This is a genomic window from Cupriavidus sp. UME77, from assembly GCF_014170355.1.
GTDB classification, from domain to species: Bacteria; Pseudomonadota; Gammaproteobacteria; order Burkholderiales; family Burkholderiaceae; genus Cupriavidus; species Cupriavidus basilensis.
Genome location: NZ_LZZU01000046.1, coordinates 43,278 through 67,105 on the forward strand (window position 1 = coordinate 43,278; position 23,828 = coordinate 67,105).

Annotated in this window: 20 protein-coding genes; 11 read left to right on the top strand and 9 right to left on the bottom strand. The window is 67.1% G+C overall.

Going from position 1 to position 23,828, the window contains the following annotated elements; translation table 11 throughout:
* The first annotated feature begins 63 nt into the window (after positions 1-63).
* Positions 64-1,377, top strand: coding sequence for an MFS transporter (locus A9975_RS18130; protein ID WP_183034037.1), 1,314 nt, complete (start codon positions 64-66; stop codon positions 1,375-1,377).
* Positions 1,378-1,441: 64 nt separating this feature from the next.
* On the top strand, positions 1,442-2,653 hold the full coding sequence (locus A9975_RS18135) for a M20 aminoacylase family protein (RefSeq protein WP_183034038.1): 1,212 nt from the start codon (positions 1,442-1,444) through the stop codon (positions 2,651-2,653).
* Here the strand turns inward: A9975_RS18135 and A9975_RS18140 are convergent.
* Positions 2,638-3,573 carry a hypothetical protein gene (locus A9975_RS18140; RefSeq protein ID WP_183034039.1) on the bottom strand — a complete coding sequence of 312 codons (936 nt, stop codon included), beginning with the start codon at positions 3,571-3,573 and terminating at the stop codon, positions 2,638-2,640. The two genes, A9975_RS18135 and A9975_RS18140, sit on opposite strands and share 16 nt — an antisense overlap.
* A 364-nt stretch (positions 3,574-3,937) precedes the next feature.
* On the opposite strand from A9975_RS18140, the gene gcl reads away from it, so the two are divergent.
* From gcl to A9975_RS18180, 8 genes are all read left to right on the top strand, one after another.
* Positions 3,938-5,713, top strand: a complete 1,776-nt coding sequence (gene gcl, locus A9975_RS18145; protein ID WP_043350593.1) for a glyoxylate carboligase — start codon at positions 3,938-3,940, stop codon at positions 5,711-5,713.
* A gap of 119 nt (positions 5,714-5,832) precedes the next feature.
* Positions 5,833-6,615: a hydroxypyruvate isomerase gene (gene hyi, locus A9975_RS18150; RefSeq protein ID WP_174425817.1), complete on the top strand. Its 783-nt coding sequence runs from the start codon at positions 5,833-5,835 to the stop codon at positions 6,613-6,615.
* Positions 6,616-6,916: 301 nt separating this feature from the next.
* Complete coding sequence (glxR, locus tag A9975_RS18155; RefSeq protein ID WP_183034040.1) at positions 6,917-7,843, top strand: 2-hydroxy-3-oxopropionate reductase; 927 nt, start codon at positions 6,917-6,919, stop codon at positions 7,841-7,843.
* Positions 7,844-7,931: 88 nt separating this feature from the next.
* Positions 7,932-9,245, top strand: a complete 1,314-nt coding sequence (locus A9975_RS18160) for a glycerate kinase (protein WP_183034041.1) — start codon at positions 7,932-7,934, stop codon at positions 9,243-9,245.
* Positions 9,246-9,322: 77 nt separating this feature from the next.
* Positions 9,323-10,801 (top strand): pyruvate kinase, encoded by a 1,479-nt coding sequence (gene pyk, locus A9975_RS18165; protein ID WP_183034042.1) that lies wholly within the window; start codon positions 9,323-9,325, stop codon positions 10,799-10,801.
* A gap of 101 nt (positions 10,802-10,902) precedes the next feature.
* A complete protein-coding gene (locus A9975_RS18170; RefSeq protein ID WP_150992575.1) occupies positions 10,903-11,796 on the top strand; it encodes a neutral zinc metallopeptidase in 894 nt (297 codons plus the stop codon).
* 133 nt (positions 11,797-11,929) lie between these two features.
* On the top strand, positions 11,930-12,658 hold the full coding sequence (locus A9975_RS18175) for a TetR/AcrR family transcriptional regulator (RefSeq protein WP_183034043.1): 729 nt from the start codon (positions 11,930-11,932) through the stop codon (positions 12,656-12,658).
* A gap of 153 nt (positions 12,659-12,811) precedes the next feature.
* The gene (locus A9975_RS18180; protein WP_183034044.1) at positions 12,812-15,910 is read left to right on the top strand and encodes a multidrug efflux RND transporter permease subunit; all 3,099 of its coding nucleotides are present in this window, start codon (positions 12,812-12,814) and stop codon (positions 15,908-15,910) included.
* A gap of 239 nt (positions 15,911-16,149) precedes the next feature.
* Here the strand turns inward: A9975_RS18180 and A9975_RS18185 are convergent, their stop codons facing one another.
* From A9975_RS18185 to A9975_RS18220, 8 genes are all read right to left on the bottom strand, one after another.
* Positions 16,150-16,539: a hypothetical protein gene (locus A9975_RS18185; protein ID WP_183034045.1), complete on the bottom strand. Its 390-nt coding sequence runs from the start codon at positions 16,537-16,539 to the stop codon at positions 16,150-16,152.
* Between the two features lie 436 nt (positions 16,540-16,975).
* Positions 16,976-17,395: a nucleoside diphosphate kinase regulator gene (rnk, locus tag A9975_RS18190; protein ID WP_043350617.1), complete on the bottom strand. Its 420-nt coding sequence runs from the start codon at positions 17,393-17,395 to the stop codon at positions 16,976-16,978.
* Positions 17,396-17,928: 533 nt separating this feature from the next.
* Positions 17,929-18,369 carry a Cd(II)/Pb(II)-responsive transcriptional regulator gene (locus tag A9975_RS18195; RefSeq protein ID WP_183034046.1) on the bottom strand — a complete coding sequence of 147 codons (441 nt, stop codon included), beginning with the start codon at positions 18,367-18,369 and terminating at the stop codon, positions 17,929-17,931.
* 100 nt (positions 18,370-18,469) lie between these two features.
* Positions 18,470-18,847, bottom strand: coding sequence for an adenosylmethionine decarboxylase (gene speD, locus A9975_RS18200; protein ID WP_183034047.1), 378 nt, complete (start codon positions 18,845-18,847; stop codon positions 18,470-18,472).
* A 10-nt stretch (positions 18,848-18,857) separates the two neighbouring features.
* Positions 18,858-19,025, bottom strand: coding sequence for a hypothetical protein (locus A9975_RS18205; RefSeq protein WP_158001334.1), 168 nt, complete (start codon positions 19,023-19,025; stop codon positions 18,858-18,860).
* Between the two features lie 6 nt (positions 19,026-19,031).
* Positions 19,032-20,552 carry a DUF4178 domain-containing protein gene (locus tag A9975_RS18210; RefSeq protein WP_183034048.1) on the bottom strand — a complete coding sequence of 507 codons (1,521 nt, stop codon included), beginning with the start codon at positions 20,550-20,552 and terminating at the stop codon, positions 19,032-19,034.
* Positions 20,553-20,573: 21 nt separating this feature from the next.
* On the bottom strand, positions 20,574-21,608 hold the full coding sequence (locus A9975_RS18215) for an SPFH domain-containing protein (protein ID WP_183034049.1): 1,035 nt from the start codon (positions 21,606-21,608) through the stop codon (positions 20,574-20,576).
* A gap of 44 nt (positions 21,609-21,652) precedes the next feature.
* The gene (locus tag A9975_RS18220) at positions 21,653-22,039 is read right to left on the bottom strand and encodes a DUF350 domain-containing protein (RefSeq protein WP_043350632.1); all 387 of its coding nucleotides are present in this window, start codon (positions 22,037-22,039) and stop codon (positions 21,653-21,655) included.
* Positions 22,040-22,310: 271 nt separating this feature from the next.
* Between A9975_RS18220 and A9975_RS18225 the strand changes: the two genes are divergently transcribed.
* On the top strand, positions 22,311-23,822 hold the full coding sequence (locus A9975_RS18225; RefSeq protein ID WP_183034050.1) for a polyamine aminopropyltransferase: 1,512 nt from the start codon (positions 22,311-22,313) through the stop codon (positions 23,820-23,822).
* The last annotated feature ends 6 nt before the right edge of the window (positions 23,823-23,828 follow it).

The window sequence follows — 23,828 nt, forward strand, 5'->3', positions numbered from 1 at the left end:
CAAGCGCCGGCCTCCACGGCCCTCACCCCGCCACCCCCTCAACCAGTTCGTGGAGACACCGACATGAACGATGCCACCCTGCCTGCGGCGCCTTCGCTGGCCCCTTCCCAGGCCGCGCCCGCAAGCCCGGCGCGCCAGAGCCAGTCCCGCCTGATCGCCGCCTGCTCGATCGGCAATGCGCTCGAGATGTACGACTTCACCGTCTACAGCTTCTTCGCGCTGCTGATCGGCAAGCTGTTCTTTCCGTCCGACAGCGCATACGGCTCGCTGCTGCTGGCGGTGGCAACCTTCGGCATCGGCTTCGTGATGCGGCCGCTGGGCGGCTTCGTCATCGGCAACTACGCGGACCGCCATGGCCGCAAGGCGGCAATGACGCTGACCATCGGGCTGATGGTGATTGGCACGATGTGCCTGGCCTTCGCCCCGACCTACGCGTTCGCTGGCTTGTTCGGGCCGGTGATGATCGTGGCCGGACGCCTGCTGCAGGGCTTTTCGCTGGGCGGCGAGATTGGCGCCTCCACCGCCATGCTGATGGAGTCCGGCGGCGTCAAGGGCCGCGGCTTTCGCGTCAGCTGGCAACTCGGCAGCCAGGGCATCGCGGCGACGCTGGGCGCGCTCACGGCCGCCATTCTTTATGGTGTGCTGCCGCAGGCTTCGCTGGAAAGCTGGGGCTGGCGCGTGCCCTTCGTGCTGGGCCTGCTGATTGCGCCTGTGGGGTTGTATATCCGAGCTCACCTGGACGAGACGCACACGGCCGAGGCGCACGCGCCTAGCCCGCTCGGCACGCTGTTCCGCGAGCATGGCGGCACGGTGGTCAAGGGCATCCTGACCATCATCGGCGGCACGGTCGCCACCTATCTGGTGGTGTACTTCATGCCCACCTACATGATCCGCGAACTGCATCTGCCGCCATCGCTGTCGCTGCTGTCGGGCTGCGTGACGGGTGTGGTGTGCCTGGTGATGTCGCTGGTGGCCGGCACGCTGGCCGACCGCCTGCCGCACCGCAAGCCGCTGGTGCTGGGCTCGATGGCCTTTACGCTGGTGTGCCTCTATCCCGCGTTCTGGCTGATGACCCATTACCCGAGCGTGCCGCTGGTGCTGTCGCTGTCCGCGTTGCTGACCGCCAGCGTCTACCTGGGTTCCACGCCGATGCTGCTGATGATGATGGAGCTCCTGCCGGCCCATGTGCGCGCCAGCGGCCTGTCGGTGATCTACGCGGTTGGCGTGACGGTGTTCGGCGGTTCCTGCCAGTTCATCGTCACCTGGATGCTGGCCAAGACCGGCAACCCGATGGCGCCCGCCTTCTACATGATGGCCTGTGGCACGGTGACCATCCTCGCGGTGCTGACGATCCGCGAAAACGCCCAAGCGCATTGAGCGCTCTCCTCCCTCTCCTCCTCTACCCGGCCAGGCTGGCCAGCTTGCAGCAAAGGATAAACACATGACCCGCGAACCGACCCTGACGCCCTTCCAGCTGCTGCCGCACCTGCTGCCGGCGATCCAGATCGATGCCGAGACTTTTATCGGCATCCGCCGCCAGATCCACGCCCAGCCTGAGCTCGGCTTCGAGGTTGGCGCCACCAGCAAGCTGGTGGCCACCTTGCTGGAGAGCTGGGGCTACGAGGTGCACACGGGCATCGGCAAGAGCGGCGTGGTGGGGCAGTTGAAGCTTGGCAACGGCAAGCGCCGCCTGGGCATTCGCGCCGACATGGATGCGTTGCCGGTCGTCGAGGCCACGGGCCTACCGTATGCCAGCAAGATCCCGGGCAAAATGCACGCGTGCGGCCACGACGGCCACACCGCCATCCTGCTGGCCGCCGCCAAGGCGCTGGCGGATAGCCGCGATTTCGATGGCACCCTCAACCTCATCTTCCAGCCCGACGAGGAGAACCTCTGCGGCGCGCGCGCGATGATCGAGGATGGCCTGTTCACGCGTTTCCCGTGCGATGCCGTGTTCGCCTTGCACAATATGCCAGGCGTGCCCGCCGGCACCTTCCGCGTGCTGCCCGGCCCGGTGAGCTTGTCGTCCGACGTGGCCGACGTGACCATCAAGGGCGTGGGCGGGCACGGCGCCATGCCGCACCGCGCGCGCGATCCGATCGCGGCTTCCGCGGCCATCGTCACCGCGCTGCAAACGGTGGTGGCGCGCAACGTGGCGCCGGACGATACGGCCGTGCTATCGGTGGGCTTCATCCGTGGCGGCGCCACGCACAACGTGATTCCGGACTCGGTCACGCTGGGCCTGAACGTGCGCGCGGCGCGCCCGGAGACGCGTGCGCTGGTGGAGCAGCGCATTCGCGAGATCGTGAGCCTGACCGCGCAGGCGCACGGCGTGGAGGCGCATATCGACTATCGCCAGCTGACGCCGCCGATGGTCAACACGGAGGCCGAAACAACGCTGGCGCAGCAGGTCTGCGCCGAACTCGTCGGCACCGACAAAGTCGTCACGCAAGCCCCCAAGGGCCTGAACGGCAGCGAGGACTTTGCGTGGATGCTCAACGAGGTGCCGGGCTGCTACCTGATCCTCGGCAACGGCGAAGGCGAGTTCGGTGGCTGCATGGTGCACAACCCGGGCTACGACTTCAACGACCAGGTGCTGCCGCTGGGCGCGGCTTGCTGGGTCCGGCTGGCCCAGACCTACCTGGCGGGTTGAGGCAGCGCAGGCAGCGTGGACGGACCCGCTGCTGCGTGGTCCGTGCGGTCCGCGTGCGCCGCGGCATCCGCCTCTGGCGAGGTCGCGGCTGCATCCCCGAGCGCGCTTGCCTGGAGGACTTCGGGCGGTACCGGCGCCGGAGATGGGACCGCGGATGCGGGCGCTGCCATGGGTTCGGCGGCGACCACTGCCGATGCCGCCGCGGGCGGTGTCGGCGCTTTTTCCAGCTGCGCGCTGATCTGTGCCGCTTCGCCAAGCACGTAGGCAAGCCGGCGCAACGGCCGGCTGACCTGCAATTGCAGGAAGACCGCCAGCGCCGCGCCCGACACGAAGACAAGGCCGTAGAGCGACAGCAGCGGCAGCAGGCTACCGCCTTTGCGCGGCAACTCGAACAGGCCCGTGACCAGCACCAGCGCGGCCGGGCTGACCGCGATCAGCAAACCGATCGTCCTCGCCATGCCCTCCCACATCCGTAACTGCACCTCCACCCGCCGTGCCCTGGCGCGCAGCGCCTGGGCGGGGACGCGCGCCAGCGAGCGCAGCAGCGCGCTCTCCGCCTCATCGTGCCGGTCGACCTGGTCGACCAATGCCCCGAGCGGATCGCGCAGCTTGCGCGCCAACGCCGGCAGGTGCGTGAGCAGCAGCGCCGCAAGCCCCGCCACGCTGCCGCCCAACAGGCCATAGACCAGGCGCGCCAGCCATGGCGCCAGCGTCTGCTTGATCTGGTACCTGGTGTACAGCACGGCGCCGGTCACCAGCAGCGCAGCCACCGAACAAGCCCAGAACAGCACCAGCAGGCCCCTCTGCAGCCGCATCAGCTTCATGGCGGCCGTGGGCGAACCGGCGGTATCGGATACGGCGGGCGTCTTGCGCTTGAGCGCGTCAAGCAGTTCGCGGGTGGGAGGGAGCCTGGTATGCATGGCGGTCAGGTTGGCAATAGGTGGTTCCTGCGCCGTGCCTTGGCACAGGTACTGGCGCGATACCCGCACATTGTCGCCATTTAGCGGGCCGCAGGGTGTGCGCCGGGACCGACGGGCGGGCTTTTCCCGCAATTTCCTACGTATCGTTGCCGTCACACAACGTAGTTCCATGACACGCGCCAGGCCGCGCCGGGTGACCGTGTTTTCTGCCTCGATCGGCCTCATTCGATATCACGGGTATCGAATCAACTGATCTCCCTTCCCTTTATCCCAACCCGCTTGCGGGAATAGCATGGACTCCAACAGTGATTCGCAGCCATCCATAGCCATTCACAAAACATCGCATCCACGATTGGAGACAGACATGCCGAAGATGAGAGCAGTTGACGCGGCCATCGCCGTGCTGGAAAAAGAAGGTATCACCACCGCGTTCGGCGTGCCCGGCGCCGCCATCAACCCGTTCTACTCGGCCATGCGCCGGGCCGGCACCATCGACCATTTCCTGGCGCGCCACGTGGAAGGCGCCTCGCACATGGCCGAAGGCTACACCCGCGCCGAAGCCGGCAATATCGGCGTGTGCATCGGCACCTCGGGCCCGGCCGGCACCGACATGATCACCGGCCTGTACTCGGCCTGGGCTGACTCCATCCCCATTCTCTGCATCACCGGCCAGGCGCCGCGTGCACGCCTGTACAAGGAAGACTTCCAGGCCGTCGACATCGAGTCGATCGCCAAGCCGGTGACCAAGTGGGCCGTGACCGTGCGCGAGCCGGCGCTGGTGCCGCAAGTGTTCCAGCAAGCCTTTCACCTGATGCGCTCGGGCCGCCCGGGCCCGGTGCTGATCGACCTGCCGTTCGACGTGCAGGTCGCGGAGATCGAGTTCGATCCGGAAACCTACCAGCCGCTCGCCCCGTACAAGCCGGTTGCCTCGCGAGCGCAGATCGAGAAGGCCATCGCCATGCTCAACGCGGCCGAGCGCCCGCTGATCGTGTGCGGTGGCGGCGTGATCAACGCCGACGCGGCCGAGCTCCTGGTGGAATTCGCCGAGCTGGTCAACGTGCCGGTGGTCCCCACGCTGATGGGCTGGGGCGTGCTGGCCGACGACCACCCGCTGCAAGCCGGCATGGTTGGCCTGCAGACGTCGCACCGCTACGGCAACGCAACGATGCTGGCATCGGACTTCGTGCTCGGCATCGGCAATCGCTGGGCCAACCGCCACACCGGCAGCGTCGAGGTCTACACCAAGGGCCGCAAGTTCGTGCACGTGGATATCGAGCCTACCCAGATCGGCCGCGTGTTTGGCCCGGACCTGGGCATCGTCTCCGACGCGAAGGCCGCGCTGGAGCAGTTCGTGGAAGTGGCGCGCGAGATGAAGATGGCCGGCCGCCTGCCGTGCCGCAAGAGCTGGGTGGCGGACGTGCAAAAGCGCCGCCGCACCATGCAGCGCAAGAGCGATTTCGACAACGTGCCGGTCAAGCCGCAACGCGTGTACCGCGAGATGAACCAGTACTTCCCGCGCGATGTGCGATACGTCTCCACCATCGGCCTGTCGCAGATCGCCGCCGCGCAGTTCCTGTCGGTCAACGAGCCGCGCCACTGGATCAACTGCGGCCAGGCCGGCCCGCTGGGCTGGACCATTCCCGCCGCGATCGGCGTGAAGGTGGCCTCGCCGGAATCGGATGTGGTGGCCATCTCGGGCGACTACGACTTCCAGTTCATGATCGAAGAACTGGCCGTGGCCGCGCAGTTCAAGGTGCCGTACATCCACCTGGTGGTGAACAACTCCTACCTCGGCCTGATCCGCCAGGCGCAGCGCAATTTCGAGATGGACTACTGCGTGCAGCTGGCCTTCGACAACGTCAACTCGCCTGAGCTCAACGGCTACGGCGTGGACCACGTGAAGGTGGTGGAAGGCCTGGGCTGCAAGGCGATCCGCGTGTTCAAGCCGGAAGACATCGCGCCGGCCTTTGCCGAGGCGCGCGACCTGATGGCCGAATTCTCGGTGCCGGTGGTGGTGGAAGTGATCCTGGAGCGCGTGACGAATATCGCGATGGGCACCGAGATCGACAACATCAACGAGTTCGAGCCGATCGAAGACATCGAGGAAGCCATCCTCAAGGAAGAAGTGGAAACGGCGTAAGCACAGCAGGCTGACAAGCGCGGGCCACGAGCCCGCGCGCAGCGCTGTGTCCCTTGATGCGCCCCCAATCACCGCCTCCGCGCGAGCGGAATCACAAGACAAGTCATCCGGAGACATCCATGCCAAAACTTGCCGCCAACCTGACCATGCTGTTCAACGAAGTGGCCTTCCTCGACCGCTTTGAAGCCGCCGCGCGCGCGGGCTTCCGCGGCGTGGAGTTCCTCTTCCCCTACGCCTTTCACGCCGACCAGATCGCAGACCGGCTCAACCGCTTCCAGCTCGACCTGGTGCTGCACAACCTGCCGGCGGGCAAGTGGGAAGCGGGCGAGCGCGGCATTGCCTGCCACCCGGACCGCGTGAGCGAATTCCAGGACGGCGTGGGCGAGGCAATCAAGTACGCCAAGGTGCTGGGCGTGCGCCAGCTGAACTGCCTGGTCGGCATCCAGCCGCAGAACGTCAAGCAGGATCAGGCACAGGAAACGCTGGTGGAAAACCTGCGCTTCGCGTCGCAGGCGCTCGGCGCCGAGCAGATCGACCTGCTGGTCGAGCCGATCAACACATTCGACATCCCCGGCTTCTTCCTGTCGCGCACGCAGCAGGCGCTGGACCTGATCGCACAGGTCAACGCGCCCAACCTCTACGTGCAGTACGACATCTATCACATGCAGCGCATGGAAGGCGAAATCGCCGCCACGCTCAAAGCCAACCTGCCGAAGATCAAGCACGTGCAGCTGGCCGACAACCCGGGGCGCAACGAGCCGGGCACCGGCGAGCTGAACTACCACTTCCTGTTCAAGTGGCTCGATGAGATCGGCTACGGCGGCTGGGTCGGCTGCGAGTACAAGCCCCGCACGACCACGGTGGAAGGACTGGGCTGGCGCGCGGAACACGGCGTGCAGTAATTTCTGTTCATGCTGTGAGCGCGCGGCGCTTGTTTGCTCCCCTCTCCCGCTTGCGGGAGAGGGGCCGGGGGAGAGGGACGGCGGTCGTTACGACGGCGTGCTGAAAAAACCGTTGGCTTCGTTTCCAGTGGTTCCTAGCTAAGCCACCCCTCTCCCCAACCCTCTCCCCCTGAGGGGAGAGGGAGTAAACGCCGGCGGGCATTTCAAGCGGCTCTGGCAAGCGCTTCAAGCCACGCAGCAGGACTGAAAAGGGCATTGCATCACCAACACAGGTTTCAACATTCCATCAAGGAGACATCACATGGCAAACCAACGCAACGTCGGCTTTATCGGCCTGGGCATCATGGGCGCACCGATGGCGGGCCACCTGCGCGCGGCCGGCCACACGCTGTTCGTGCATGACGTGAACCCCGCACCGCAAGCGCTGGTCGATGCCGGCGTCACGGTCTGCACCAGCGCCGAGGAAGTCGCCAAGCGCGCGGACATCATCGTGATCATGGTGCCGGACACCCCGCACGTGGAAGCCGTGCTGTTCGCCGAGAAGGGCGTGGCCGCCGCGCTCAAGGCCGCCGGCAAGGAAGCCGCGCACGGCAAGATCGTGGTCGACATGAGCTCGATCTCGCCGATCGCCACCAAGGATTTCGCCGCGCGCGTCAACAAGCTCGGCGCCGCCTACCTGGATGCACCGGTGTCCGGCGGCGAAGTGGGCGCGAAGGCCGCATCGCTGACCATCATGGTCGGCGGCCCGCAGGAATCGTTCGACGAGGTCAAGCCGCTGTTCGACCTGTTGGGCAAGAACGTGACGCTGGTCGGCGGCAACGGCGACGGCCAGACCACCAAGGTGGCCAACCAGATCATCGTGGCGCTGAACATCCAGGCCGTGTCCGAAGCACTGCTGTTCGCCTCCAAGGCGGGCGCCGATCCGGCGCGCGTGCGCCAGGCGCTGATGGGCGGCTTCGCGGCTTCGCGCATCCTGGAAGTGCATGGCGAGCGCATGGTCAAGCGCACCTTCGATCCGGGCTTCCGCATCGAGCTGCACCAAAAGGACCTGAACCTCGCGCTGCAGGGCGCGAAGGCGCTGGGCGTGGCACTGCCCAACACCGCCACCGCGCAAGAGCTGTTCAACACCTGCGCCGCCAACGGTTGGGCCAAGCAGGACCATTCGGCACTGTGCCGCGCCATCGAGATCATGTCCAACCATGAGATCGCCAAGGGCGGCGCCAAGTAAGCCAGCAGCGCCATCACGGCCTGCCTCGGCAGGCCAGCATCACTCCCGGCCGCTCGCGGCCGGGAACGCAGCACTTCCGGATCCCGTCATGCTCGCCACCGATTCCTACCCTACCCTGCAGGCGCCCCAGCGCCCTGCCGGACTCACCGATCCGCGCGCCCTGCTGCGCGACCTGTTCGATACCGCGGTTGCCGCCGTCAGCGCCAGCCATTGCCTGCCGCCGCAACTGCCCACGCCGCCCAAGGGCCGCACGGTGGTGATTGGTGCCGGCAAGGCCGCCGCCGCCATGGCGCAAGCTGTCGAGGCGCACTGGCAAGGCGAGATTTCCGGGCTGGTTGTTACGCGCTACGGGCATGGCGCGCCGTGCCAGCGTATCGAGGTGGTGGAAGCCGCGCACCCGGTGCCCGACGAAGCCGGCCAGCGCGCCGCGCAGCGCATGGTGGCGCTGGTCAAAGGCCTGACCGCCGACGACCTGGTGCTGTGCCTGATCTCCGGCGGCGGCTCCGCGCTGCTGGCCGCACCGGCCGACGGCATCACGCTTGCCGACAAGCAAGCCGTGAACCGCGCGCTGCTGAAGAGCGGCGCCAATATCGGCGAGATGAATTGCGTGCGCAAGCACCTGTCGGCGCTCAAGGGCGGCCGGCTGGCGTTGCACTGCGCGCCCGCACGCGTCGAGACCCTGTTGATTTCCGATATTCCCGGTGACGATCCCACGTTGATCGCCAGCGGCCCCACCCTGCCCGACGCCACCACCTGCGCCGACGCGCTGGCGGTGATCGCCAAGTACGGCATCGAAGTGCCCGCCAATGTGCGCGCCCACCTGGAGAGCGCAGCGGGCGAAACGCCCAAGCCCGGCGATGCGCGCTTTGACGGCCATCGCAGCGTCACGCTGGCCACCGCGCAGCAATCGCTGGAAGCCGCGGCGGCGCGCTCGCGCGAGCTGGGCATTGACGCCCATATCCTGTCCGACAGCATCGAGGGCGAATCCCGCGATGTGGCGCTGGTGCATGCCGCCATCGCGCGGCAGGTTGCGCAGCATGGCCAGCCGTTTCGCAAGCCCTGCGTGATCCTGTCCGGCGGCGAGACCACGGTGACGGTGCGCGGCAACGGCCGCGGCGGGCGCAATGCCGAATTCCTGCTGGCGCTCGCGGTCGCACTGGACGGCCTGCCGGGCGTGCATGCCATTGCCTGCGACACCGACGGCATCGATGGTTCCGAAGACAACGCCGGTGCGTTGCTCGCCCCCGATACGCTGACCCGTGCCGAGGCGCGCGGACTGTCCGCGCGCGCGCACCTCGGCAACAACGACGGCTACGGCTTCTTCGCCGGCCTGGACGACCTGATCGTTACCGGCCCGACCCGCACCAATGTGAATGATTTCCGCGCCATCCTGATTGTGTAAGCAAGCAGGCATGCCACGTGTTTGAACAACGGCGCGCCCATCGCGGCGCGCCGCCCGAGATTGGAAGAGGAGACAAAATGAGACGCCAGCGCAAAGCCAAGATCGTTGCCACGCTCGGACCGGCCAGCACCGACATCGAGGTGATCCGTCAGTTGTTCGATGCCGGGGCGGATGTCTTTCGCCTGAACTTCAGCCACGGCTCGCACGACGACCACAAGCGCCGCTATGACGCCGTGCGCCAGGTCGAGGCCGAGACCGGCCGCCCCATCGCCGTGCTGGCCGACCTGCAAGGCCCCAAGCTGCGCATTGGCACCTTCGCCGCGGGCAAGGTGGCGGTCAAGGCCGGCGACGCCTTCGTGCTCGACAGCGATCCCAGCCCGGGCGACGCCACGCGCGTGCACCTGCCACATCCGGAACTGTTCCGGGTGGCCGCGCCGGGCCAGTCGCTGCTGATCGACGACGGCAAGGTGCAGTTGAAGATCGAGGCGGTGGCCAGCGGCAGCATCGCCACGCGCGTGGTCAACCACGGCACGCTGTCCGACCGCAAGGGCGTGAACGTGCCCGACGCCGTGATCCCGATCCCCGCCCTGACCGAGAAGGACCGCAAGGACCTCGACTTCGCGCTGGCGCTGGGCGCCGACTGGATCGCGCTGTCGTTCGTGCAGCGCCCGGCCGACATCGTGGAAGCGCGCGAGATCATCGGCACCCGTGCCGGCGTGCTGTCCAAGATCGAGAAGCCCGCCGCGCTGCAGCAACTCGAAGAGATCGTGCGCGTGTCCGATGCGGTGATGGTGGCGCGCGGAGACCTGGGCGTGGAACTGCCGCCGGAACGCGTGCCGGGTGTGCAGAAGCGCATCTTGCGCATCTGCCGCCAGCACGGCAAACCCATCGTGATCGCCACGCAGATGCTGGAATCGATGATCGATTCGCCGGTGCCCACGCGCGCCGAAGCCTCCGACGTGGCCAGCGCCATCTATGACGGCGCCGATGCGGTGATGCTGTCGGCCGAATCGGCCAACGGCCGCCACCCGGTGCCGGCGGTGGCCATCATGAACCGCATCATCACCGAGGTGGAGCGCGATCCGCTGTACCGCAACCTGCTGGACGCGGGGCATGAGGCGCCGCTGTCCACCCGCCAGGATGCGATCTGCGCGGCGCTGCGCGAGGTCACGCAGATCATCGGCGCGGTGGCTACCGTCACCTACACCTCGTCGGGCTCCACTGCGCTGCGCGCCGCACGCGAGCGGCCGTGCGCGCCCATCGTCAGCATCACGCCGAACCTGGAAATCGCGCGGCGGCTGGCGATTGCGTGGGGCGTGCATTCTACCGTCAGCCCGGACGTGCAAAGCGTGGACGAGATGGTGAATGCGGCAACCCGCGCGGCGCTGGCAGAGGGCTATGCCGAACCCGGCGACCAGATCACCATCGCGGCAGGCATGCCGTTTGGCCAGGGCGGCACCACCAACCTGCTGCGCGTGGCCGAGATCGGCGGCGCGGAGCCGGGCAAGGCGCAGGGGCAAGCGGCTGCCAGCACGGCACCGGCGGTTACCGCCTGATACACCACACGCATGCGTTGGCGGCATTGCCGTTGCTATACTGATCGACACGCTGCGGCCACCTTTTTGCCGCGGCGATCAACCAGTAATGCGGAGCCACCATGCGTCTCGACGACGAAGCCGAAAGCCAGAATGTAGAAGACCGCCGGGGTGAAGGCTCCGGCGGTTTCGGCGGCTTTGGCGCGGGGCCCAAGACGCTCGGCATCGGCACCATCCTGGTGGCGCTGGCGGCGTCTTATTTCTTTGGCATCGACCCATCCGTGATCATGCAGGGCGCCTCGGTGCTGCAGGGCTCGCAGCAGCAAGCGCCGCAACAGCAGCATGTGCCCAGCCATCCCCCCGCCCGGGACCAGATGACGGTCTTCGTGCGCAAGGTGCTCGGTAACACTGAGCGCACCTGGTCGCATATCTTCGAGACCGATCTCAACCGCCGCTATGCGCCGCCCACGCTGGTGATCTTCTCGGGCGCCACGCCTACCGCCTGCGGCACGGGCCAGTCGGCCATGGGGCCGTTCTATTGCCCGGGCGACCAGAAGGTCTATATCGACCTGGCTTTTTACGATGAATTGCGCCAGCGCTTCGGGGCCGGTGGCGATTTTGCCCAGGCCTACGTGATTGCCCACGAGGTCGGCCATCATGTGCAGAACCTGCTCGGCGTGTCGGGCAAGGTCGACGCCGCGCGCCGCCGCATGGGCGAGGCGCAGGCCAACCAGTTGTCGGTGCGCGTGGAGCTGCAGGCCGATTGCCTGGCCGGCGTATGGGCCGCCACCGCAGAGCGCTTGAACCAGCAGTTGCTCGAACCCGGCGATATCGAGGAAGGCCTCAAGGCTGCCGCCGCCATCGGCGACGACCGCCTGCAAAAGCAAGCCCAGGGCTATGTCGTGCCGGAGGCGTTCACCCACGGCACCAGCGAGCAGCGCACGCGCTGGCTGCGCCAGGGCCTGACCAGCGGCGACATCCGCAAGTGCGACACCTTCGCGGCCAAGCAACTCTGAGCCACGCATCCGGATGACTGCGCCGCCCCCCCTCCCCCGGGGGCAGCGCCCCCTCGCTGGTGGGGCACTCGTTTGTGCTGAATTCGCCATGTAAACGTTGTTTACAAAGTGAGCGGTGTTTATAATCGCGGCCATGTCCGCCATCCGCCCAGCACAATCCAGCCCGTCGGCCCCGCCCGCAAACGTACCCGCCACGCCGGTTGCCGCGCGTGCCGGCGCGCCCGTTGCGCGGGCCAGCGGTGCCGAGCTGCGGCGCGAAAGTGTGCGCGAAGCCTTTTTCAATGCTGCCCGCGCATTGTTTGCCGAGGCGGGCTTCAGCGGCGTCACGCTGCGCCGCATCGGCGAGCGCTGCGGCTATAGCGCGGCCGCCATCTACCGCCATTTCGAAGACAAGACCGCACTGCTGTTCGAGCTTTGCGCGCAGGACTGGGTACGCCTCGCGGCGGCGCTGGCCGACGCGCGCGCCGCCGCGGGCACGCCTGCGCTGGCGTTGCCGGCCGTGCTCGATGCCTATGTGGCGTGGGCCCTGGCCAACCGCCACAGCTATCACCTGATGATGATGATGGGCCTGCCGGCCGACGCCGAGCGCGCGATCGACCTGCGCTGGGGCGAGCGTTTCCCGGAAGACCCGGTGAACACGGTGCTGTTGGCTTGCGTGCATGACCAGCAAGCCACCGCGCTGATCGATTCCATGTACGACCCCGGCGATGTCACCAATGCGCTGTGGACTGCCGTGCACGGGCTGGCCGCGCTCGAAATCACGTTCGAGCACCTGCCCCACGAGGACTGGCAGCCGCTGGCGCGTCGGCAGCAGGTGCTGCTCGCGGCGCTGCTGCGCGGCTTCTCCCGACCGTCCCGCTAGAGCGACGGCCAGACACACTTCCCCACAGCGTTTCTGCCACGCTGCCCGGCGCGTTTCACCGCTCGCATCTCGCGGTGCCCGCGCGCCGGATCCGTTCCACCGCGCGCTCGCGGCAGCTAGCCGCCGCGCACGCGCAAAACAATCCAATGTGCCATGGCGTCCTTTTTTCTTCGCCGGCCCGCGTTCGCGTGGGTTATTGCCATCCTCACCATGGTGGCGGGCCTGATCGCCCTCACCCGCATTCCCATCGCCCAGTATCCGGCGGTGGCGCCACCCACCGTGATCGTCTACGCGGACTATGCCGGCGCGTCCGCGCGTACCGTGGAAGATGCGGTGACCGCGGTGCTGGAGCAGCAGATGCACGGCATTCCCGGGCTGCTCTACCTGGATGCCAGCAGCGAGGGCGGCGCCGCCACCATTACGCTGGGCTTCCGCCAGGGCACCGATGCGCAGCTGGCGCAGGTCAACGTGCGCAACCGCGTCATGCAAGCCGAGCCGCTGTTGCCGGAGGCGGTGCGCCGCGGCGGCATCTTCGTGGACCAGGCCGGCAGCAGCCCCTTCATGTATGTCTCGCTGGTGTCGCAGAACAGCCAGCTCGACGAAACCGCGCTCGGCGACTTTGCCGCCGCTTCGGTGCTGCCGATGCTGCGCCGCCTGCCCGGCATCGGCAAGGCGGAGCCCTACGGGGCCGAGTACGCACTGCGCATCTGGTTCGATCCCGACAAGCTCAATGCCTACGGCCTTACGGCCGCGGACGTCGAACAGGCCATCAAGGCGCGCAACGGCGACGTCACCCCGGGGCAGCTCGGTGGTGCGCCAGCGGTGCCGGGCCAGCCCTACCAGGCGCTGGTGCGCCCGCCCCGGCCGCTCGCCGAGCCGGAGGCCTTCGGCCAGATCGTGGTGCGCGCCGGCGGCGACGCCTCGCTGGTACGGCTGCGCGACGTGGCGCGGGTGGAGCTGGGCGCCAGCGACTACCGCTACAGCTCGCGCCACGATGGCCAGGTGGCAGCCTCGATCGGCCTCAAGCTGGCAGACGGTGCCAACGTGCTGGCCACCTCGCGCGCGGTGCGCGCCGCGCTCGACGAAGCCGCACGCGGCTTCCCTGCAGGCATGCGCTACGAGATCTCATCCGACAACGCGCAGTTCGTCGAACGCTCGATCTGGCGCGTCCTGACCACGCTGGGCGAAGCCACGGCGCTGGTCTTCCTGATCCTCTACCTGTTCCTCGGCAACCTGCGCGCCACGCTGATCCCGGTGATCGTGGTGCCGGTTTCGCTGCTTGGCACGGTCGCCTGCCTGTACGCGTTCGGCCTGTCTCTCAATGTGATCACGCTGTTTGGCGTGGTGCTGGCGATCGGCATCCTGGTCGACGACGCCATCGTGGTGGTGGAGAACGTCGAGCGGATCATGCGCGAAGATGGCGTGGACGCCATGGAGGCGGCGGCCCGCTCGATGCGCGAAGTGTCCGGCGCGCTGGTGGGTGTCACGCTGGTGCTGTGCGCGGTGTTCGTGCCGATGGCGTTCCTGGGCAGCGCGGTGGGCGTGATCTATCGGCACTTCGCCATCACGCTGGCGATCTCCATCGCCTTCTCGCTGTTCTTCGCGCTTTCGCTGGCGCCGGCCATGTGCGCCAGCCTGCTGCGCCATGCCCCGCATCCGCAGCGCGGCCCGCTGGCCTGGTTCGAGCGCGGCTTCACGGCGCTCACCGCGCGCTATGCCGGCTGGATACTGGCGCTGCAGCGGCGCCGCCTGCGCTGGCTGGGCATCTACCTGGCGCTGGCGGTGGCCGGCGGCGTGCTGATGTGGCAGATCCCCGCGGGCTTCCTGCCAGAGGAGGACACCGGCGAACTGGTGATCGATATGGAACTGCCCGCGGGCGCCACGCAGGAGCAGACGCGCGCCACCGTGGCGGCGCTGGAAGCGTGGCTGAAAGCCGGCAAGTATCCCGTGCGCTCGACCTTTGCCGTGCTGGGCTGGAGCAATTCCGGTAACGGCGAGCAGCGCGCCAGCATGTACCTGGCGCTGCGGGACTGGTCGGAGCGCGGCGCCGACGAACGCGCGGACGCCGTGCTGGCCAGGCTCCAGGCCGGGCTGGAAGCGTGGCCCGGGCGGGGACAGGCGCAGCTGTACGCGTATAACGGTGCTGCCCTGCCCGAGCTGGGCAGCACCGGCGGGCTCGACATGCGGCTGGTGGCGCAGGCCGGCGCCGGGCGCGAAGCGCTGTTTGCCGCGCGCGACAAGCTGCTTGCCGCCGTCAAGGATGAGCCGTCACTGGGGGAGGTGCGCGCCACCACCGGCCAGCCGGCGCCGGCGCTGGACCTGCACATCGACTATGAGCGCGCGCGCAGCTTTGGCGTGGAGCCGGAGGCCATCCACCATGCGCTGTCGGCCACGCTGGGCTCGCGCTATATCGACGAAGTCGCGCGCGAAGGCCGTATCCGCCGGGTGATCCTGCAAGCGGATGCGCCTTACCGCATGGACCCGGCCAAGCTATCGCGCGTGCATGTGCGCAATGCCAGCGGCGGCATGGTGTCGCTGGGTGCCTTCGCCGAACTGGCCTGGGGCAAGGGCGAAGCGACGCTGGAGCGGTTCAACGGGCTCACCTCGGTGCGCATCAACGCCGAAGTGGCGCCGGGCCACAGCACCGGCACAGCCATGGAACGCCTCACGGCCAAGGTGCGCGAGCTGGGCGGCGCCTACGACGTGCGCTGGACCGGGCGCGCCTTCGAGCAGCAGCAAAGCGGCACGCAGGCGCCGTGGCTGTTTGCCTTGTCGATGTTGTTCATCTTCTTGTGCCTGGTGGCGCTCTATGAAAACTGGACCTTGCCGCTGGCAGTGCTGCTGATTGTGCCGGCGGGCCTCGTTGGCGCGCTGGTGGCGATCTGGCTGCGCGGCATGCCGAACGACGTCTACTTCAAGGTGGGCGGCGTGGTGATCATGGGGCTGGCGGCCAAGAACGCCATCCTGGTGGTGGAATACGCCGAGCAGTTGCGCCGCGGCGGCATGGACCTGCTGGAAGCCGCCGGCCAGGCCGCCCGCCAGCGGCTGCGCCCGGTGGTGATGACCTCGCTGGCCTTTATCCTGGGCGTGGTGCCGCTGGCAATCAGCACCGGCCCGGGTGCGGCCGCGCAGCGCGCGGTCGGCACCGGGGTGCTAGGCGGCATGCTGGGCGCCACCGTGATCGGCTCGCTGGCGGTGCCACTGCTCTATGTCTTGATCGGGCGCAGGCGTGCCGGGCGCGAACGGCAATGACAAGGCGCGTGGCGCCCACTGGCGTTCGGGGTAGTTCGGGGTAGTCGGGGCGGGGAACCTACGAGGCTGCCGGAGGAAAAACGAAAGGCAGGGAATGCGGGGTGCGGCGGGCAAAAATCACCCACCCGGCGGGAGAGAAAGGAGGAGGAGGTCAGCCGGGCAGGTGGGAGATAAAACGGGGAGCAACAGCGATACCGAAGCGGCCACCAGAGTGGCCGCCGGGTAACACGGGGTCGGTATCAGACCCGGTAGCCGTACAGCGAGCCGTCGCCGCTGCGCGAGTTGTCCAGTGAGCTGGCTGCGATCTCGCCACTGAAAGCGGCACGGGCACCATCGGTGAACGTGTCGAACTTGCCGGCCTTCGCGCCGTCGGTGAACGTGTCGAACTTGCCGGCCTTCGCGCCGTCGGTGAACGTGTCGAACTTGCCGGCCTTCGCGCCGTCGGTGAACGTATCGAACTTGCCGGCCTTCGCGCCATCGGTGAACGTATCGAACTTGCCGGCGCGTAACGCGTCGGCGTACACGTCGAACTTGCCGACCTTGCTGTTGGCGGGGGCCGCCAGTACCGCGGCCGACGAGGCCACCATCAGCACGGCGAGAGCGCTGCCAAGGATGCGTTTGGCATTCATTTGGGACTCCTTCAACTGATTGTGTCGTTCTTGCTTTTAATTTGCTGTACAAGCTGCCCCGGCAAATCTATGTTGCGCTGCAGGCACGGACTGAAGATTAGTGGCTTGGCGGGCAAGGAGAAATACCACTGCGACGAATGGTGCGTTGCGAGTCGTGAAACGCTGGAAAGTCGGACGAACGGCGCGGATTGGCCGCCCAATGGCGCGGTGGGAGGGCTTGCGAGGGGGCGCGGCGGGTGGCCAAAGCGATGCCTGATGGCCCGCCAGCCCAGGCCGGAGGCCGGTCCGCGGGCGAACAGCTTGCTCGCGGGCTAGCGTTTTGCGGGATGGGCGGCGCCGATGAGCGCGCGCCGGGGCGCCACGACCGGCGCCCGGAATCAGCCTTGAGTCGGCCTGAAAGTACCAAAAAAGTGCAGGATAAGCTTTTGACCAGGCCTTAGACGGTGTACTGGCCGTTGGCCTCAGGCTGGAAAGACAGCTCCACCACGGTGACGCTTTGCTCACGTCCGTCCGGCAGACGATAGCTCACGGTCTGCCCGGCGCGCGCGCCCAGCAGCACACGGCCGATCGGCGACAGTACCGACAGGCGGCCTTCCTCGAAATCGGCGGTATCCGGATAGACCAGCGTCCAGCGGCGCGGCGTGGCCTCGCCCTCCAGCGCGCACAGCAGGCTGGAGTTCATGGTGACCACATCCTTGGGAATTGCCTCGGCCGGCACGATGGCCGCGCGCTCGAGGATGCTGTCGAGCATTTCGGCCAGCGGCGCGGCGCCGGCGCGGCCCGCGATGCGCTCCAGACGGGTGACGTCGAGCTCGGTCAGGTAAAGGGTCGGTTGTTGTTTGGACGATGCCGTCATGATGAATCCTCGCTAAGTGGCGATGCGGCGACCCGGAACAGGCGGGAGCGATCCGTCGGGGATCGGCTCCTGGCGTTGCCAGGTCATGAAATAAGGTGAGCTGTTACCGGCGGTCAGTACCGGCGGGAAAACCGCGAACTGGGGGTGACTCGGCCCGGTTCAGCGTCTGCCTGCGTTGGGGGGAACGTCAGGCTGGGAACCGGGCAGGATCAAGCGGTGCGCTGATCCGGCGGCAGGCAATCGCCTGTTTGGCTTGTGCGCGCGGCGCCTGGACTGCGCGCGCGGTCGCGCCGGCCTGCCCGACAGGGGCAAGCTCGACAGCAATCGGCGACAGGCAGCAAGGCGTCATTGGGTGCGGCAGCAATTGGAATGGAAAATCGGGAAAGCGCGCCATGCGGCGAAACTGACGAGAGCAATGGCTCACTCAAAGGCTTCGTCGCGGGCTCGGCCCGCCGCTTTTTCACCAGCTTGGTGCGCGGCAGGTAAAGGGATCGTAGCATAGCCGGCACCGTTCAGGCACCGGGGCGCAACCCTTACGCTTGGCTCTCAGGATGCGGATGGCATTCGCAGGCGGCGCCGGCCGCGGCCTGCTGCAGGTTCTGCAGGATCCCGCATTCGCTGGCCGGATGCGGCTGGTCGCAAGTATGGCGAAGTGCCCGCAACTGCCCTTCCAGCGCCTCCAGCGCCACGCGCTGGGCGTGGATCTGCTCGATCTGGCGATCCAGCAGGCTGTTGATATCGTCGCAGGCCAGTGTCGGATCGCGCTCGAAGTCGCGCAGCCGGCGCACGTCGGACAGGCTCATGCCGAGGGAGCGGCAGTGCCGCACGAAGTTCAGCTGCAGCAGATGGCCGTCGCCGTAGCGGCGATAACCGTTGTCCTCGCGCTGGGGCGCGTCGAGCAGGCCTTCGCGCTCGTAATAGCGGATGGTTTCCACGTCGCAACTGCTGTGCTTTGCAAGCTCACCGATACGCATGCCGACTCCAGGTCACTCCCGACCGCATCAAATACCCTGTAGTAATTACGGGGTTAGTCGACAGTGTAGACCATCGTGGCAAGCCTTGCCAGCTTCGTGCTCAGCCCGGCGCCGGGCCTCGCGCCTGGTTGCGCAGCGTGAGCGTGCGCGGCACGAAGGCCGCGCGCATCACCTCCACCGCCAGCTCCGGGCGGGCGGCGCCGCACATGAACACATCCACGGCGGCAAAGCCGTACTCGGGCCAGGTATGGATGCTGATGTGCGACTCCTTGAGCAGCAGCACCCCGGTCACGCCCAGCCCCGGCCCGAAGTGCCGGAAGCGCGCATCGACCACGGTGGCACCGGCGACCTGCGCCGCCTGGTAAAGCACGCGCTCGACCAGTGTGGCATCGGCCAGCAGGTCGCTTGCCACGCCTTGCAGGTCGGCAAGCAGGTGGTGGCCGAGCACGGCCGGGCAAGGCAGGGCTGGGGCGTTCATGGCCGCCGGCTCATTTGTGGCCGCCGCCAGAGGACCAGCCGCTGGAGCCGGAGGAACCGCCGCTCCAGCCACGCGAGCTCGCGTATCCGGACGAGCCGGAACCGGTGGATTCGCCGATGTTGAAGAAGGTCGTGCCGAACAGCACGATGATGCCGTAGACAAGATAAAGCAGGCGCACGCTGACTCAATCCTTTCCGGCCCAGCGCTGGACCAGCCAGATCGGCACCCAAAGCAGCAGGAAGCCGATGACGATAGTGAACCAGCCCCGATCGGTGACGAGCGCCACCGGGACATTGAGGATGGCGAGGAGGATGGCGTAGACCTTGGCGCTCTTGCGGCAAAAGGCGAGGTCGGCGCTACTGCCCGCAGCCGATGCGCGCGCTGCCTGCGGCGCGCGGGCGGCCTCGGCCAGCCCCGGGCTGGACTTGAACCACTGCGCGAGCTGCGCGCGCGCCACGGTGGTGGACAAAGTCCAGACGATCTCCGTGCCGGAGGTCTCGCGCGTGAGCCGGCGCGCCGGCTTGCCGAATTCGGTCAGGCGCGTGGTGTCGCCCACCTTGACGCGCCAGTTGAAGGTGCCCGCCGCGTACAGCACCTCGCTCTCGTAGTCGTAGCCTTGCTGGAACGTCTGGCCCTGGTAGCTTGCGGCCGTGCCGGAGACCATGCGCGGCCAGGTATCCAGCACCTCGACCCGGTCCCAGCCGCTGTCCTGCTCCACCAGCCACATCAGGCCACGCTGCTCGTTGAACAGCAGATACTCGACCCAGGTGGAGGCTTCTTCCTCGTCGTTGTCGGTGCACTGCATCAGGCCCAGCACCGTGTACGGCTTGCCGTCGATGTTGCCGATGTCGCCCGGCGCCAGGCTGGTCTTGAGCGCATCGAGCTCACGCTGCTTTTCCAGCACGAGAGCCGTGGAGGTGGAGCAGTCGATTTCGCTGTGGCAACTCGGGCAGACCACGAAACTGGCCACGCCCGCGCGGTAGGCGATCGGGCCGCCGCAGCCCGGGCAGGCCAGCGGCACTGCCTTGCCGCGGTAGCGGTCGGCGGTGCCGGCGATCTGGTCGGCCTCGCGCAGCAACTGGCATTTGAGCTGGTCGAGCGTGACCGCCTGGCCCGTATAGATGGCAGGCGGATCGCCGTCGGCGTAGTCGAGCGTGAGGAAACGGCCTTCGTCGCGGAAGTCCGCAACCTGCGCGGTCCAGCCCGCGCCCACCGTGAACGGCAACTCGCCCTGCCCGCCGGTGCAGCGCGCGCTGCGCACGTCGCTGGCCAGGTAGCGATGCTTGTCGAAGTACAGGGGCGTGCCGGGCGTGAGCTGGTCGTAGCGCGGCAGCGCCACGCCGTTAAGCTGGGCGGCGGATTGCTCGGCCGTGACGCGCCGGGTCAGCATGTACTGGCCGGAGGCATCCGCCAGCCAGCCGTCGCTGCCGTCGTCGAACAGCAGGTACCACTCGTTCCACAGGCCGGAGTCGTAGCGCAGCTGGATGCGGCCGACCAGGGTGAAGCCCTGCCCGTCCCACTGGCCCGTGGTGTGGATCTGCAGCGGCGTGTAGTCCTCCAGCACGGTGGACATCTTGCCGATGTCCTTGACCGTGTCGGCGTCCTTGAGAAGCGTGCTGTGGCAAAACTCGCACACCACCATCACCGCGGCAGACGAGCGGAAGGCCGCCGGCGCGCCGCAGCTTGGGCAGTTGATTTCTTGCATGCTTAAGGGATAGGGGCGCGCTCAGCCGATCAGTTTCTTGAGGATCTCGGCCTTGGCGGTGTCGAACTCCGCCTGGGAGATCAGGCTCTTGTCGAGCAGGTCCTTGAGCTTTTGCAGGCGTGCGGCGGGATCGTCGGCGGGCGCGGCCACTGCGGCCGGCGCCGCTGCCGCAGCGGGTGCGGCAGGCTGGACGCCGGCGGCGGCGCCAAGCCCGCCCGCCATCGCCTGGCCCATCACCGCGCCCGCCGCCAGGCTGGCGCCAAGGCCGGCCACGCCGCCTTCGTTCTGCGCGGCCAGCGGGATCGAGGTGGCGACCTGGTACTGCGTGAACTTCGCCATATCGCCCATCATGCCCATGGAGATACGGGTGTCGATGGCCTTCTGCAATTCTTCCGGCAGCGACACATTGGTCACCGCGAAGTTATCCAGCGCCACGCCGTAGCGCTCGAACTCCGGCGCCAGCTTGTCGCGGATGGTCTGCGACATCAGCGCCTGGTTGGCGGCCATGTCCAGGAAGGGTACCGAGGCGCCGCCCAGCGTGGCGGTCATGGTGGCGATCAGCAGGTTGCGCAACTGCTCTTCCACTTCGTCGCGGGTGTACTCGGCGCGCGTGCCGCTGATCTCGGTATAGAACCTGGCGGCGTCGGCCACCTTGTACGAATACAAGCCGAAGGCGCGCAGCCGCACCATGCCGAAATCGGCGTCGCGGATGGTAATCGGCTGGGCCGTGCCCCACTTGCGGCCGATCTGCAGGCGCGTGCTGAAGAAGTACACATCCGACTTGAAGGGCGACTCGAACAGCTTGTCCCAGTTCTTCAGGTAGGTCAGCACCGGCAGCGTTTGCGTGGTGAGCTTGTGCATGCCGGGCCCGAACACGTCGGCGATCTTGCCTTCGTTGACGAACACCGCCATCTGCGACTCGCGCACGGTCAGGCTGCCACCGTACTGGATTTCCATATCCTCCATCGGATAGCGCCAGGCCAGTACGCCGTCCGTGTCCTCCGTCCACTGGAGGATGTCGATAAACTGCTTCTTGATGAACGATCCGATGCTCATGGCAATCCCCAGGTTCTCAGCGTTGTTCCAGCACGTTCAGGAAGTCAGGACAGGCAGGCGGCATTGATCAAGCCGACCGTCACTGAAATAGCGCCCATCAGGCCGCCCATGCCGATATTGTTCGATTCGATCGCTGCATCCATGTCGGGCAGCGCGCGCGCCAGGCCCGCGTAGGCCAGCGCCTGTACCAGCATCGCCCCCACCGACCACACCAGGAACATCAGGAAGGTGTCGTTGTGCTGGATGCTGGACGACAGCGTAAAGCAAAAACCGATCATCGCCCCCGACAGCGAAAGCGCCGCCGCGAGGTTGCCCTGGCGGATCAGCGCGAACTCCCGAAACGGCGTGATCCTGGTGTAGACTCCGACGAACACCGCCAGCAGGGCAAGGCCGGCCAGCAGGTGCAGCACGTAGGCGTAGATGGCTTGCATCTTGGTTGTTCTCCGGCTGGTTCTACGACGGTGTTCCGGGCTGCCGCAACAGTAAGCGAGCCGTGAATCGTGAAGCCATATTGGCGATATCAGCATTGTTGGCAGTTGGCGCCCAAGTATATCCGTTGTCCATTTCGGTTCATCACAACTTTTTTGCGGTTTGCCAGGCGTGCGCGCATCGCGCGGCGGCTCGCCTGAGCGTCACGCCTGCCCCTCCCGGCTTCCTTCCCGGCTTCCTCTCCGATCCCCGATTCCCGATTCCCTAGCCCCGATGCGCGACCGTACCCTTGTTCTTTCGGTGTTGATCGTGGCGTCCTGCGGGCTCGGCTACGAGCTGATCGCCGGCGCCTTGTCCAGCTACCTGCTGGGCGACTCCATCCTTCAGTTCTCCTCCATCATCGGCTGCTACCTGTTCGCCATGGGCGTGGGCTCCTGGCTGTCGCGCTATGTGAAGGACGAGGACGTGCTGGCGCGCTTCATCGATATCGAGATCCTGATCGGCCTGCTCGGCGGCATCTCCGCGGCGCTCCTGTTCGTGGTGTTTGCCTGGCTGTCCGCGCCCTTTCGCACCGCGCTCTATGCCATGGTGTTCGTGCTCGGCGTGCTGGTGGGCATGGAGATCCCGCTGGTCATGCGCGTGCTCAACACGCGGCGCACCGCCTTCAGTGAGCTGGTCAGCCGCGTGCTGACGTTCGACTACCTTGGCGCGCTGGCTGTCTCGCTGGTGTTCCCGCTGGTGCTGGCGCCGCGCCTGGGGCTGTCGCGCACCGGCTTTTTGTTCGGCATGCTCAATGCCGGCGTGGCGCTCGTCACCATCCATATCTTCCGCGATGAACTCAAGCCGGTGATGTCGCGCATGCTGCGCGCCTCGCTGGTGCTGGTGCTGCTGGCAGGCGGCTTCCTGGCCTCGGGGCGGCTGACCCACTGGGCCGAGCGCGGCATGTTCGGCGACGAGATCATCCATAGCGAAAGCACGCCGTACCAGCGCCTGGTGATCACGCGCTGGAAGGACGACATGCGCCTCTATATCAACGGCAACCTGCAGTTCTCCTCGCGCGACGAGCACCGCTACCACGAGGCGCTGGTGCATCCCATGCTGCAGGCGCTGCCGTGGGCGCGCCGCGTGCTGGTGATCGGCGGCGGCGACGGGCTGGCCGTGCGCGAGATCCTCAAGCACAAGAACATCGAGCACGTGACGCTGGTCGACCTCGACCCCGCCATGACCACGCTGTTCTCGCGCAGCGAGCCGCTGGTGGCGCTGAACCAAGGCTCGCTCAAGGATGCGCGCGTGCAGGTGGTCAATGCGGATGCCGCGCAATGGATGGAGCAGCACAACGAGATGTTCGACGCCATCATCGTCGACCTGCCCGACCCGTCCAACTTCGGCCTGGGCAAGCTGTACTCGGTGCCGATGTACAAGCTGATGTCGCACCATCTCGCGCAGAAGGGCTATGCGGTGGTGCAGTCCACCTCGCCGTACTTCGCGCCGCGCTCGTTCTGGGATATCGACGCCACGTTGCGCGAGGCGGGCCTGCATACCTGGCCCTACCACGCCTATGTGCCGTCATTCGGCGAATGGGGCTTTATCCTTGCGGGCAAGCGCGACGACTACACGCCGCCCACGCGCTACACCGTGCCGCTCAAATTCCTCGATGCCGACAGCACCGCGCTGATGTTCCGCTTCCCCGCCGACATGGCGCCGCGCGAGGCGCGTGCGAACCGGCTCAACGAGCAGTCGCTGGTGCATGACTTTGAGCAGGACTGGCGCAATGTCATTCGCTGATCCGCA

Coding starts and splice junctions, on each gene's coding strand:
- A9975_RS18130 (WP_183034037.1), top strand. CDS start 64: ATGAACGATGCCACCCTGCCTGCGGCGCCTTCGCTGGCCCCTTCCCAG.
- A9975_RS18135 (WP_183034038.1), top strand. CDS start 1,442: ATGACCCGCGAACCGACCCTGACGCCCTTCCAGCTGCTGCCGCACCTG.
- A9975_RS18140 (WP_183034039.1), bottom strand. CDS start 3,573: ATGCATACCAGGCTCCCTCCCACCCGCGAACTGCTTGACGCGCTCAAG.
- gcl (WP_043350593.1), top strand. CDS start 3,938: ATGCCGAAGATGAGAGCAGTTGACGCGGCCATCGCCGTGCTGGAAAAA.
- hyi (WP_174425817.1), top strand. CDS start 5,833: ATGCCAAAACTTGCCGCCAACCTGACCATGCTGTTCAACGAAGTGGCC.
- glxR (WP_183034040.1), top strand. CDS start 6,917: ATGGCAAACCAACGCAACGTCGGCTTTATCGGCCTGGGCATCATGGGC.
- A9975_RS18160 (WP_183034041.1), top strand. CDS start 7,932: ATGCTCGCCACCGATTCCTACCCTACCCTGCAGGCGCCCCAGCGCCCT.
- pyk (WP_183034042.1), top strand. CDS start 9,323: ATGAGACGCCAGCGCAAAGCCAAGATCGTTGCCACGCTCGGACCGGCC.
- A9975_RS18170 (WP_150992575.1), top strand. CDS start 10,903: ATGCGTCTCGACGACGAAGCCGAAAGCCAGAATGTAGAAGACCGCCGG.
- A9975_RS18175 (WP_183034043.1), top strand. CDS start 11,930: ATGTCCGCCATCCGCCCAGCACAATCCAGCCCGTCGGCCCCGCCCGCA.
- A9975_RS18180 (WP_183034044.1), top strand. CDS start 12,812: ATGGCGTCCTTTTTTCTTCGCCGGCCCGCGTTCGCGTGGGTTATTGCC.
- A9975_RS18185 (WP_183034045.1), bottom strand. CDS start 16,539: ATGAATGCCAAACGCATCCTTGGCAGCGCTCTCGCCGTGCTGATGGTG.
- rnk (WP_043350617.1), bottom strand. CDS start 17,395: ATGACGGCATCGTCCAAACAACAACCGACCCTTTACCTGACCGAGCTC.
- A9975_RS18195 (WP_183034046.1), bottom strand. CDS start 18,369: ATGCGTATCGGTGAGCTTGCAAAGCACAGCAGTTGCGACGTGGAAACC.
- speD (WP_183034047.1), bottom strand. CDS start 18,847: ATGAACGCCCCAGCCCTGCCTTGCCCGGCCGTGCTCGGCCACCACCTG.
- A9975_RS18210 (WP_183034048.1), bottom strand. CDS start 20,552: ATGCAAGAAATCAACTGCCCAAGCTGCGGCGCGCCGGCGGCCTTCCGC.
- A9975_RS18215 (WP_183034049.1), bottom strand. CDS start 21,608: ATGAGCATCGGATCGTTCATCAAGAAGCAGTTTATCGACATCCTCCAG.
- A9975_RS18220 (WP_043350632.1), bottom strand. CDS start 22,039: ATGCAAGCCATCTACGCCTACGTGCTGCACCTGCTGGCCGGCCTTGCC.
- A9975_RS18225 (WP_183034050.1), top strand. CDS start 22,311: ATGCGCGACCGTACCCTTGTTCTTTCGGTGTTGATCGTGGCGTCCTGC.